Source organism: Bradyrhizobium sp. ORS 278 (genome assembly GCF_000026145.1).
Classification (GTDB): domain Bacteria; phylum Pseudomonadota; class Alphaproteobacteria; order Rhizobiales; family Xanthobacteraceae; genus Bradyrhizobium.
In genome coordinates this window covers 308,471-320,578 of the sequence record NC_009445.1, presented here as the reverse complement: position 1 = coordinate 320,578, position 12,108 = coordinate 308,471, and the positions used below count along the sequence as shown (strand labels likewise).

Here is a 12,108-nt window from a genome sequence, read left to right as displayed (position 1 = left end):
CGCGCTCAAACCAGAACACTTACGGAGTAGAATAAAATGACGTTCAAGCGTCCAACCAGCGCGGGATGGGTCACGCTCGCAATTGCCGGGCTCTGCATCGCGAGCCTCGCCGACGTGGCGTTCGCTGAAGATGCGCCGGCCGCCGCTGCTGCAGCCGCTCCCGTTCCCAACAAGGGCGACACCGCCTGGATGCTCGTGTCCAGCGCGCTCGTTCTGATGATGTCCGTCCCCGGCCTCGCGCTGTTCTATGGCGGCCTCGTCCGTACCAAGAACATGGCCGCGATCCTGACTCAGGTGTTCGCGATCGTCGCGATGGTCGGCGTGGTCTGGACGCTCTACGGCTACTCGCTCGCCTTCACCGATGGCGGCAGCATGACCTCGTGGATCGGCGGCTTCTCGAAGGCCTTCATGCACGGCATCGACGCCAACTCGACGGCAGCGACGTTCTCGAACGGCGTCGTCATTCCGGAGCTCGCCTACTTCGTGTTCCAGATGACCTTCGCGATGATCACTCCGGCCCTGATCGTCGGCGCCTTCGCCGAGCGCATCAAGTTCTCGGCGGTGATGCTGTTCGTGCTGCTCTGGGTCACCTTCATCTACTTCCCGATCGCGCACTGGGTCTGGTACATCGCCGCTCCGGACGACGTCGCTGCTGCTGCCAAGGCTCTCGCCGCCGCTGGCGACGCCGCTGCCAAGACCGCCGCTCAGGCCAAGCTCGATGAAGTCACCGGCGCCGTCGGCTGGCTCGCCGGCGCTGGCGCTCTCGACTTCGCCGGCGGCACCGTCGTTCACATCAACGCCGGCATCGCCGGCTTGGTGGGCGCTGTCCTGATCGGCAAGCGCACCGGCTACGGCAAGGAGCTGATGGCCCCGCACTCGCTGACCATGACCATGATCGGCGCTTCGCTGCTGTGGGTCGGCTGGTTCGGCTTCAATGCCGGTTCGAACCTCGAATCGAACGGCGTGACGGCTCTGGCCTTCGTCAACACCATGGTCGCTACCGCCGGCGCGGCGCTGTCCTGGCTGCTGTGCGAATGGGCTGTCAAGGGCAAGCCCTCGCTGCTCGGCATCTGCTCGGGCGCGGTGGCCGGTCTCGTCGCCGTCACCCCGGCCTCCGGCCTCGCCGGCCCGATCGGCGCGCTGGTCCTCGGCCTGATCGTCTCGCCGGTCTGCCTGTTCTTCGTCTCCACCGTGAAGAACTCGCTCGGCTATGACGACGCGCTGGACGTGTTCGGCGTGCACTGCATCGGCGGCATCATCGGCGCGCTGGCCACCGGCATCCTGGTCAACCCGGCTCTCGGCGGCGTCGGCATCACCGACTACACCAACATCACCGGCAACAACGCCGGCACCTACGACTTCGCCACGCAGATGGTGGCGCAGATCAAGGCTGTCGTCGCCACGCTGGTGTGGTCGGGTGTCGGCTCGGCGATCCTCTACAAGGTCGTCGACGTGATCATCGGCCTGCGTCCGACCGTCGAGCAGGAGCGCGAGGGTCTGGACATCACCGACCACGGCGAGCGCGCCTACAACTACTGAGTTCTCCCGGGACTTGGTCCCACCGGACCAGGTCCGCAACTTCGGTTCGGGCAAATACCCGGCAATGCCCTGACCGTTGAGGGGCTCCAGCGCAAGCTGGGGCCCCTTTCTTTTTGGTTCGCTCGTGAGGGCCGAGCGCGCGCCACACCCGCAGTGTCGTCACGGCGAACGCCGGATCCACACCGCGTGATCTTCGAATAGGCAGGTCGCCAGTCCCGCGCAACCAAGTGAACCCTGTGGTCAAGGATCTCGCGCTCGCGCCGTGCGCCCGGAGAACAACGCATCTGATGTCCTCCGCCGAGATATTGGGAGCGACGGGCGGCGCGGCCCCTACACCCCGCCCATCTTGCAGACGAGCTTCCATTCCTCGGGAGTCACCGGCTGTACCGACAGGCGTGACTGCTTCACCAGCGCCATCTCTGCGAGCTTCGGCTCGGCCTTGATGGCGGCTAGCGTCACCGGGGTCTTGAAGGCCTTGTGCGCCTTGATGTCGACGCAGACGAATTTCTCGGTCTTGTCCGTCGGGTCGGGATAGGCTTCCTTGATGATCTCGGCGATGCCGACGATCGCCTTGCCCTCGTTGGAATGGTAGTAGAAGGCGAGCTCGCCTTGCTTCATCGCCACGAGGTTCTGCCGCGCCGTGTAGTTGCGCACGCCGGTCCACGCCTCGCCCTTGGCGCCCTTCTCCACCTGCTGGTCCCAGGACCAGACCGAGGGTTCGGATTTCACCAGCCAATAGCTCATATGTGCAAGGTCCTCGGATCGTCGCGCCAGTCCCGAGCGGAAGACGGGCTTGCTCGGCGGGCGGATCAAAGAAGACGGCAATCGCCGGGTCAACAGTTTAGAGCGAAGACATCGCGCTTTTGCCCAGCGGTCCGCCTCACTCCTCCGCCTTGAACGGCCGCAACATCAGCGCCTCGATCGCGGCGTCGATCGTCACGGTGCCGGACAGGATCGCGGCCACCGCCTGCGCCACCGGCATCTCGACGCCGCGCGACGCCGCGAGTTCGACCAGCACCGGCGCGGTGTATTGGCCTTCGGCGAGCTTGCCGGCCGGCAGCGGCTCGCCGCGTCCGAGCGCGAGGCCGGCGGCGAAATTGCGCGATTGCGGACCGGCGCAGGTGAGAATCAGGTCGCCGAGGCCGGACAGGCCGGTCAACGTCTCGCTGCGGGCGCCATAGGCGCGGCCGAGCCGCACCAGTTCGGCAAAGCCGCGCGTGGTCAGCGCCGCCAGCGCGGAGGCGCCGAGATCGCGCCCTGAGACGATGCCGGCGGCGATCGCCAGCACGTTCTTGGCGGCACCACCGATCTCGACGCCGCGCACGTCGGTCGAGTGATAGGGCCGGAAGGTCGACGAGCCCAGCGCCTGCACCAGCGCCGAGGCAAGCGCCTCGTCAGGCGCGGCGAGCGTGACCGCAGTCGGCAGTCCGCGCGCGACGTCGTCGGCGAAGCTGGGGCCGGACAGGATCGCCGGCGTTGCACGTGGCGCAGCCTCGGCGATCACCTCCGTCATGAATTTGTGAGTGCTGTGCTCGATGCCCTTGGCGCAGGCGACAAGCGGCGTGCCGGGCGCAAGCAGAGGCGCGAGATGCATGACGGCACCGCGCAGATGCTGCGCGGGAACGACGATCAGGATGGCGTCGGCGCGGGCGGCCCGGGCGAGGTCGGTAGTGACGGTGATGCTGTCGGCGAGCGGAATGCCGGGCAGACGGGGATTCTCACGCGCTGTCGCGATGCGAACGGCGTGATCGGCGTCGCGGGCATAGAGCGTCACGTTGCGGCCGGCGCGCGCGGCCACGGCCGCAAGCGCTGTGCCCCACGCACCGGCGCCGACGACGGCGATCGTTTGAAAGCGATGCGACACGGGCGGCCTCAGTGCTCCCTCTGCCCGTTCTTACGGGGAGAGGGTTGGGGTGAGGGGCAGCCCCACCCACCGATCGCGCGGAGAGGCGCCACGCGTGGGGAGAGGCTCGGACGTGCCTCGCGCTGGAGTGTGGCGTAAGGGAGCAGCTTCGGCACGCTCTCAAAACCCCGCGCGCGTGTTCGCGAACTTGCCGGGCACTTGCGCATTGGCGTCCAGCAGCCAGCGGGCGCGGGGCGGTGCGTCCATGCCGTCGACCAGGCCGAGCGCAAGGCGCTCGGCGCCGGCCCAGGCGATCATCGCGCCGTTGTCGGTGCACAGCGCGGGCGGCGGCACGATCAGGCGGGTGCCGGCGGCTTGCGCGACATCGTCGAGCGCTCCGCGGATCGCCTGGTTGGCGGCGACGCCGCCGGCCGCGACCAGCGCGGTCGGCGCGCCGAAGCGCTGCTCGAACAGGTCGAGCCCGACGCGCAGGCGGTCGGCGGTGGACTCCAGCACCGCGGCCTGGAAGCTGGCGCAGAGATCGGCGACATCCTGCTCGCTGACGCTCTCCAGGCGGCCGATCTCGTTGCGCACGGCAGTCTTCAATCCGGACAGCGAGAAATTCGCGTCGCTTCGGCCCTGCATCGGACGCGGAAACGCGAACCGCGTGGCGTCGCCGTTGCGCGCGGCCTGCTCCACTTGCGGGCCGCCCGGATAGGGCAGGCCGAGCATCTTCGCGACCTTGTCGAACGCCTCGCCCATCGCGTCGTCGACCGTGGTGCCGAGCCTGACGTAATCGCCGACGCCGGCCACCGCGACGATCTGGGTGTGGCCGCCGGAGGCCAGGAACAGGCAGTAGGGAAAGTCGATTGCATCGGTGAGGCGCGGCGTCAGCGCATGCGCCTCGAGATGGTTGACGGCGATCAGCGGCGTGTCGTGCACCAACGCGATCGCCTTGGCGGTGGTCAGACCGACGATGACGCCGCCGATCAGGCCGGGCCCGGCGGCCGCGGCGACGCCCGACAGCGCGGCATAATCGATGCCGGCTTCGCGCATCGCGGCGTCGATGAGATGATCGAGCATCTCGACATGGGCACGCGCCGCGATCTCGGGAACCACGCCGCCATAGATCGCGTGCTCGTCGGTCTGCGAGCGCACCACATTCGAGAGGATATGCCCCTTGCCGTCCGAATCCCTGGAGACCACCGCCGCGGCGGTCTCGTCGCAGGTGGTCTCGATGCCGAGCACGAGCGTTTGCGAGTCGTTACCCAATCTCAACCCTTTGGTCATTATGTGTGCGCGGATCCGCCTAACATCACGAGGTCGCCAGGTGCAATCACCACGCCGTTGCAGCCCGGCCGATCCGTATTCGACGGGAGCATAGCACATGGCCGTGCTGGTGACCCGTCCCGCCCCCGACAATGAACGGACCGCCCAAGCCCTGCGCGAGCGCGGCTTCGACGTGCTGCTGGCGCCGATGCTGCGCTTCGAGCCGGTCGCGCTGCTGGCCGATGTGGGCCAAGACGCGGCTGGAATCGTCGTGACGTCCGCGAACGCGCTGCGCGCGGCCGCGCCGCAGTTGCGGAGCTCTGCGCTGCTGCTTCTGCCGTTGTTCGCGGTCGGCGACCAGACCGCGGCGGCGGCGCGCGCGGCTGGTTTCGCAAAAGTGATCTCGGCAGCCGGCGATGCGGCGGCGTTGCGCGAGGTGATCGCGACCAGCGGTGCGATCGAGGCCAAGGCAACCCTGCTCTATCTCGCCGGCGCCGACATCTCGCGCGATCTCGCCGCCGAGCTTGGCGCGCGCGGCTTCGAGGTCGTCACGCAGACGGTCTACCGGATGGCGCAGGTGACGAGCCTGCCGCGCGAGGTCTGCGAGGCGTTCGCGGCGAACACGATCCAAGCCGTGCTGCATTATTCGCGGCGAAGTGCCGCGGCGTTCGTGGCGGCGATCCGGGCCGAGGGCGTCGAAATCTCCGCGCTGGCGGTGCCGCATGGCTGCCTGTCGGCCAACGTCGCCGAGGTGCTGCGTGACGCCGGCGCGACGCAGGTCACAATCCCAGCGCATCCGGATGAAAACGAGATGCTGGAAGGGCTAGCTCGTGCGCTCCGGTCGTGAATGGCGTAAGAGGGCCTGCCCAGTCTTGCTTCAGCCAGGGAACCTCCATCATGGTCGATGAACCCGACACCGCTGCACCGGCCTCCGATACCGGGCGGCAGAAACGGCCCCCGCCGACCATCGATCTGGAGCCGACCTCGCGCGAGGAGCGTCCCGCGGCGAGCGAGAGCGCGGCCGAGCGGCCGACGGCCTCGCCATGGTCCGCGCCGGCCGAGGCCGTGGCGGAGGGATCCTCGGGCGCGGCGGACGATTCGCATCCGCACGGTGCTCCGGAGGCCGAGCCGGCCGCCGTCGCCACCGAGACTCCTGAAGAGACCGTTGCCGCCGCCGCGCCGCCGCAGGCCGAGCTTCCGCCGCCCCCGCCACCGCGGCCGGTGTCGCCATGGATCATCGCGCCGTTCTCCGGCGCGGCCGCGGCGGCGCTGGTGATCGGCGTCGGCTGGATGCTGGGCTGGCCGCCAGTGCAGCCGCCGTCTCCGACCACGCCGCTGTCGACCGCAGTCGACGAGCTGACCTCGCGCGTCGCCACGCTCGAGCAGCGCGCCGGAAAGCCGGATGCCGCCGTGGCCGGCCGCATTGACGCCGTCGACAAGGCGATCGCGGCGGTGCGCAGCGACGTCGCCGCGTTGCGCAGCCAGAGCGACAAGACCGTCGCCGCGCTGAACGACGTCAAGGCGCAGCCGCGCGACAGCGCGGCGCCGGCTCCCGCCCCGGTCGACCTGTCCGGCCTGACCGCGCGCATCGACGCGCTGGAGCGCGCCAGCAAGACCCAGAGCGCGGCGCTGGCGCAGGACCGCGCCAAGCTGTCCGAGGCCACGCAGGCGAGGTCGGCCGACGACGCGCCGCTGCGCCGGGTGATCGCCGCCACCTTGCTCGACGTCGCCGTCCGCCACGGCGACCCCTTTGGCGCGGCGCTGTCGACCGCGACATCGCTGGCCCCGGATGCATCCGCGCTGAAGCCGCTCGAGCCCTTCGCCGCGAACGGAGTCCCGAGCCCGGCCGCGCTCAGTCGCGATCTCCTGACCATCGTGCCGAAGCTGGCGCCGCCCGCCGCCGAAAGCACCACGGGGAACTCGATCCTCAGCAAGCTCTCGGCCGGCGCGCAAAACCTGGTGAAGGTCGAGCGCACCGACGGCGCCGGCACCGATCGCGGCGCTGTCGTCGCGCGCGTCACCGCGGCCGCCTTGCGCAACGATCTCGGCGAGGCGCGGCGCGAGCTGAAGAGCCTGTCGGCCGAGGACCGCGCTCCGGCCAACGACTGGCTCGCCAAGGCCGACGCCCGCGACGCCGCGCTGGCAGCGGCCCGCAAATTCGCCGACGACTCGATGACCGCGCTCGCCAAACCCGCGCAATAGGACGCCCAAGGACACTCATGTTCCGGATCGTTGTTTTCCTCATCCTGGTCGGGCTCGCCGCAGCCGGGTCCGCCTGGGTCGCCGAGCAGACCGGCGACGTGGTGCTGAACTGGGGTCCCTGGCGGGTCGCCATGACCCTGCCGGTGTTCGTGCTGGCGCTGGGCCTGACCATCGCGGCCTGTGTGCTGGTGTGGAATCTGCTCAGCGCGCTGCTGCGCGCGCCGAACCGCATCCGCAAGGCGCATCGCGAGCGCCGCCACCGCCGCGGCCGCCACGCCATCACCCACGGCCTGCTCGCCATCGGGCACGGCGATTCGACCGCCGCGCGCCAGCATGCCGACATGGCCAAGCGGCTCGCCGGCGACGATCCGCTGACGCTGCTCCTGCACGCCCAGGCGGCGCAGCTCGAGGGCGACCGCGACGGCGCCCGCCGCGCCTTCCGGGCCATGGCCGAGCGCCAGGATACGAGGCTGCTGGGCCTGCGCGGCCTGTTCATCGAGGCGCAGCGCGCCGACGACGCCATGGCCGCGGTGGTCATCGCCGACGAGGCGCTCAAGCTCGCACCCAACGCCAGCTGGGCCTCGCATGCGGTGCTCGGCTTCCGCTGCGCGCAAGGCGACTGGAACGGCGCGCTGTCGATCCTCGACGGCAACTACACCGCCGGGATGATCGACAAGCCGACCTACCGCCGCCAGCGCGGCGTGCTGCTGACGGCGCGCGCGATGGCCTTGGAGACCGAGAACCGCGATCTCGCCCGCGCGAGCGCGATGGAGGCGGTGAAGCTGGCGCCGACCCTGGTGCCGGCCGCCGTGCTCGCCGCCAAGTTCGAGAGCGAGGCGCACCAGGTGCGGCGCGCGATGAAGATCATCGAGGCGGCCTGGACGTCGTGCCCGCATCCCGACCTCGCCGACGCCTATGCGCATGTCCGGCTCGGCGATTCCGCGGTCCAGCGGCTGTCGCGGATCACGAACCTCGCCGCGCGGACGCCCAACCATGTCGAGGGCGCGCTCGCGGTGGCCCGCGCCGCGATCGATGCCGCCGAGTTCGGCCGCGCCCGTGCGGCATTGGCCCCCTTCACCGAAGACCCGACCCAGCGCGTCGCGATGCTGATGGCCGAGCTGGAGCGCACCGAGCATGGCGATGCCGGCAAGGCGCGCGAATGGACCCTGCGCGCGGTGCGCGCCCGCCACGACCCGGCCTGGACCGCCGACGGCTATGTCAGCGACCGCTGGCGGCCGATCTCGCCGGTCACCGGCCGGCTCGACGCCTTCCAATGGCAGACCCCGGTGGCGAGCCTGCCGTCGGAGCGCAACAGCGTCATCGAGAGCTCGGAATTCGCCGAGGCGATTCTGGCGCCGCCGAGCCGCCCGGCCATCCCGGAAGGCCTGGTGGAGCCGCCGCGGACCGTCCCCGCCGCGCCGGTCGTGATCACCCCGACCCTGCAGGACAACGAGCCGCCGCGTCCGGCCGAGCCGGAGCCGGCGGTGGAAACGGCGGTTGCAGACGTCGTGGACAAGCCTGTCGACAAGCCGGTGGATATCCGTGTTGAAAAGGCTGAGGACAAGGTGGAGAAGGCCGTCGAGGGCCCTGTTGCGGAGCCGGCCGTGGTGACCTCCCGCCCGGCGTCTGCCGAACCGGCGCCACCGCTGCAGGCCGCGGCGCCTAGCGAGGCCGACGCCGAGGCTGAGACGGCCGAGGAGCCTGAGACTCCGCCCGAGCCCGCCAAGCCGGCGGAAACCGCGGCCGCCGCGCCGACGCCGCTGTTCCGCAACCGCAGCGATCTGGCCAAGCCGCCGGAGACCCCGATCCAGGCGATCGTGCCGATCATGCGCCCGCCGGACGATCCCGGCGTCGAGGATGACGACCAGCCGCGCGACGAGTTCGCCGAGCAGATCGCGCCCAAAGCCCAGGCCGGCGGCTGGCGCGGGTTCTGGTCGCGCTTCGGCAGCTGAGCCCGTCCGCCGGGCAGGCCGACCTCGCCCACTCGTAAGGCGCCGCGGGTCACACCGGCTCGATTCCGTGGTCGAGCGGCGCGCGCGGCCTTGCCAATCGCGCGCCCGCCCGATATCAGGAGCGCGTTCGCGCGATCCGGCCCCGTGCCGGCCGCACCGCTTTGGTTCGCCGCAATAGCTCAGCTGGTAGAGCACGTCATTCGTAATGACGGGGTCGGGGGTTCGAGTCCCTCTTGCGGCACCACGCTTCGCCCTTCGGGCTTCGCGTGGCGCAGCCGCGCAGGTGCCCGAAGAGCGAAGCGTGCCCGGCGTAGCCTCTTGGCGAAGCCGGGCGTTTGAGCCCCCCAAGTCTTGCTTGAGCCCGGCTCTTTGATCCCATTCCACCCTGTCAAACAGCCCTCCGCTATCAGCAGCCTTGCTAACGCCCAAGCCGCCGCGATCTCGCGGGCCAGATAGCCCCAAGTTCTGCTGCAGTTGGCGTCCTCGTCAGATGAGAGGGCGCAGGGAAGGCCGAGTGCCGACTGGCACCCATGGCCCCCGTGCGAGAAAAATGCACGGGGCAGGAACCACAGGCTCAGCCGGAACAACCCGGCCTTCCCTGCGCAATGGTTTGAACGGCTGCTCCGCGCTCTCCCAGGGGACCGGGCTTGTTGCCCCCGTCATCGGCATCGTCGCCAATCAAGACACCAGCATCGGGGTGTCGGGACCACACGGCTTGACCGTCCGCGCTGGCGACGTTCGTCCGCACCCCCATGAGATGCTGCGTCGCCCCACGGCCACCGCTCCCCGCCGCAACGTCCCGTGACGATCGCGATACGCCCCTCTCAGTGCGGGCGGGATGCGCGGGATCAAACCACTGATTTGGGGGTGGTGTCAACAGAATTTCTGGTATTCGGAATTCGAGTCTGGGGCGTCAACCCGGAAGTGCCCCCCTTTGCGTCGCGGAAACTGTCCCTACCATCGGCTTATGGACTTGGTTGAAGGTATCTTCCGCCGGTCACGGGGCGGTGGGAGGCAGAGCCGACCGGAGCCCCGTCACCGGCGGTCGGCCGGATCAGATTGCGCTTGTTGAGGAGGCGGCAGCTGTCGCCGCGGATTGTTAGTCTGGCGGTCACGCCAACTCAGTTGCCCCTGTTCATAATTTGTTCTATTATGAAAATCGGGGTAAGCAGCCGATGAGCACCGCGAAATTTTTCGATGAACGAACAGATCAGTCGGAAGTTAAAGCGCGCATAGTACAAAAGTACTTCTATGCGTGGGCCAACGTCATCATGCCGACCGCCCGGAAGAATGGCGGGCGGATCGCCTACATTGACCTATATGCCGGGCCGGGCCGGTACAAGGACGGGGCCGCTTCGACGCCACTGCTGGTGCTGGAGCACGCCATCGCCGATCCGAAACTCGCTTCGATGCTGGTAACGCTTCTGAATGACTCGGATGGGAACAAGACGTCCACGCTTCAGAACGAAATCGACACCTTGCCAAATATTGGCAATCTGAAGCACAAGCCGGTCGTTTCCTGCGGCGAGATCGACGAAGAAGCGGAGAAGTACTTTAATCAGGTCAAGCTTGTTCCATCGTTCTCGTTCATCGATCCTTTCGGCTACAAGGGCCTATCACTCAAGATAATCAAGGGCGTGATTAAGGACTGGGGCTGCGATTGCGTCTTCTTCTTCAACTACAATCGTATCAACGCCGGCATCGGCAATCAGGCTGTTGCCGATCACATGGATGCCCTTTTCGGCAAGGCGCGCGCTTAGGCACTGCGGGCAAAGCTGCCCGGCCTCTCGCCCGAACTGCGCGAAGCTTTGATTCTGGAGGAGCTCGCGGCCGAGATCAAAGCCCTGGGCGGAACCTTCGTCCTACCGTTCACTTTCAGAAATGTCAAAGGCACGCGCACGTCGCACAAGCTGATTTTCGTCAGCAAAAGCTTCAAAGGCTATGCCATCATGAAAGACATCATGATGAAGGAAAGCTCAACGGAAGATCAGGGCGTGCCATCTTTTGTATATTCTCCGGCCGATTGGTCGATGCCCTTGCTGTTCTCTCTGCAACGGCCGCTCGACCAGCTTCGTGCGGCGCTGCTCGAGGACTTCGAGGGACAGGAATTGTCGGTCGCGCAAATCTACGAACGCCACAGCGTCGATACCCCTTACGTCCTGAAGAACTACAAGGAAGTTCTGGCGGCGCTGGAGGCCGAGGGGAAGGTTGCCGTGCGAAGCCTCAGCGGCTCCCGGCGGAGGGGAACCTTCCCCGATCATCTGCTGGTTAAATTTCCAGGCGGCGGCGATGGCGAATAATTCTTCCATCGAATGGACGGAAGCCACGTGGAATCCAGTCGTCGGATGCACGATCATCTCGCCCGGCTGCGCAAATTGCTACGCGATGCGCATGGCGCGGCGGCTTGAAGCGATGGGCCAGCCCAAATACGCCGGCACGACGCGCATATCTGGAGGACGCCCGAAGTGGAACGGAGTTGTGCGAATCGACGAAGATTCGCTCCAACTTCCGGCGAAGTGGAAAGCCGGACGGATGATCTTCGTGAACTCCATGTCAGACCTGTTTCACGAAAACGTGCCAATGGTATTTATCAATCGCGTCTTCACGACCATGCGGAAGACGCCGCAGCACACGTATCAAATACTCACCAAACGCGCCGAACGGCTTGAGGAACTATCTCCGAAGCTCGTATGGCCCGACAATGCCTGGATGGGGGTGAGCGTCGAGAATGAGGACTACATATACCGTATAGACCATCTCCGACGCACACAGGCAGCGATCAAGTTTCTTAGCCTCGAACCTCTGCTGGGACCTCTCGACAATCTCGATCTCACCGGCATTGACTGGGTGATCGCGGGCGGCGAGAGCGGGCCTCACGCCCGGCCCGTCGAAGCCGACTGGATTCGCAAAATCCGGGATCTGTGTTTCGATGAAGGAGTGGCTTTCCATTTTAAGCAATGGGGCGGAGCAAACAAAAAGAAGACTGGCCGTGTTCTCGATGGCCGCACGTGGGATGAATTTCCTGCCAGTTCAGGCGCCTAAGGTGTGTTGGCCACCACCTCCCCTGTTGCTGGTAGTGTCGTCCCGAAGAGCACTTATCACATTATTCTATTTACTGCCGGCTACGGCGTAGCTCCAAGGTAGCTGCTACCTTCGCTCTAAAAAGGAATGACCAATCCGTAACCGGAATTACGGTGACAGTGCACTCAATCATGCTGAGTCCGAGTTAAAGGCATTGTCGGGGAAATTTCGGTTTGAAACCGCTGGGCTATAGAGGCGGCCGCTCACTCGCGAAAGCTCGTG

10 protein-coding genes and 1 tRNA gene are annotated in these 12,108 nt (G+C 67.2%); 8 read left to right on the top strand and 3 right to left on the bottom strand.

Annotated elements, in window-relative coordinates:
- Nucleotides 1-36 precede the first annotated feature (36 nt).
- The gene (locus BRADO_RS01455; RefSeq protein WP_011923546.1) at nt 37-1,539 is read left to right on the top strand and encodes an ammonium transporter; all 1,503 of its coding nucleotides are present in this window, start codon (nt 37-39) and stop codon (nt 1,537-1,539) included.
- A gap of 330 nt (nt 1,540-1,869) precedes the next feature.
- Here BRADO_RS01455 and BRADO_RS01450 read toward each other — a convergent pair whose 3' ends face one another.
- From BRADO_RS01450 to tsaD, 3 genes are all read right to left on the bottom strand, one after another.
- Nucleotides 1,870-2,283 carry an EVE domain-containing protein gene (locus BRADO_RS01450; RefSeq protein ID WP_011923545.1) on the bottom strand — a complete coding sequence of 138 codons (414 nt, stop codon included), beginning with the start codon at nt 2,281-2,283 and terminating at the stop codon, nt 1,870-1,872.
- Between the two features lie 136 nt (nt 2,284-2,419).
- Nucleotides 2,420-3,403: an NAD(P)H-dependent glycerol-3-phosphate dehydrogenase gene (locus tag BRADO_RS01445; RefSeq protein WP_011923544.1), complete on the bottom strand. Its 984-nt coding sequence runs from the start codon at nt 3,401-3,403 to the stop codon at nt 2,420-2,422.
- Between the two features lie 159 nt (nt 3,404-3,562).
- A complete protein-coding gene (gene tsaD / locus BRADO_RS01440; RefSeq protein ID WP_011923543.1) occupies nt 3,563-4,630 on the bottom strand; it encodes a tRNA (adenosine(37)-N6)-threonylcarbamoyltransferase complex transferase subunit TsaD in 1,068 nt (355 codons plus the stop codon).
- A 139-nt stretch (nt 4,631-4,769) separates the two neighbouring features.
- Here tsaD and BRADO_RS01435 point away from each other — a divergent pair, with 139 nt between their 5' ends.
- The 7 genes from BRADO_RS01435 (at nt 4,770) to BRADO_RS01410 (ending at nt 11,847) form a co-directional block, all read left to right on the top strand.
- Nucleotides 4,770-5,498 carry a uroporphyrinogen-III synthase gene (locus tag BRADO_RS01435; RefSeq protein ID WP_011923542.1) on the top strand — a complete coding sequence of 243 codons (729 nt, stop codon included), beginning with the start codon at nt 4,770-4,772 and terminating at the stop codon, nt 5,496-5,498.
- A gap of 50 nt (nt 5,499-5,548) precedes the next feature.
- Nucleotides 5,549-6,853 carry a COG4223 family protein gene (locus BRADO_RS01430; RefSeq protein WP_041755979.1) on the top strand — a complete coding sequence of 435 codons (1,305 nt, stop codon included), beginning with the start codon at nt 5,549-5,551 and terminating at the stop codon, nt 6,851-6,853.
- A 17-nt stretch (nt 6,854-6,870) separates the two neighbouring features.
- Nucleotides 6,871-8,805, top strand: a complete 1,935-nt coding sequence (locus tag BRADO_RS01425; RefSeq protein ID WP_011923540.1) for a heme biosynthesis protein HemY — start codon at nt 6,871-6,873, stop codon at nt 8,803-8,805.
- Nucleotides 8,806-8,973: 168 nt separating this feature from the next.
- Nucleotides 8,974-9,049: transfer RNA gene (locus BRADO_RS01420), tRNA-Thr, on the top strand.
- Between the two features lie 931 nt (nt 9,050-9,980).
- Nucleotides 9,981-10,565, top strand: a complete 585-nt coding sequence (locus BRADO_RS35655) for a three-Cys-motif partner protein TcmP (RefSeq protein WP_244422951.1) — start codon at nt 9,981-9,983, stop codon at nt 10,563-10,565.
- Nucleotides 10,566-10,613: 48 nt separating this feature from the next.
- Nucleotides 10,614-11,105 (top strand): hypothetical protein, encoded by a 492-nt coding sequence (locus BRADO_RS35650; protein ID WP_244422950.1) that lies wholly within the window; start codon nt 10,614-10,616, stop codon nt 11,103-11,105.
- On the top strand, nt 11,095-11,847 hold the full coding sequence (locus BRADO_RS01410; protein ID WP_011923539.1) for a DUF5131 family protein: 753 nt from the start codon (nt 11,095-11,097) through the stop codon (nt 11,845-11,847). The genes BRADO_RS35650 and BRADO_RS01410 overlap by 11 nt, the downstream gene beginning before the upstream one ends.
- The last annotated feature ends 261 nt before the right edge of the window (nt 11,848-12,108 follow it).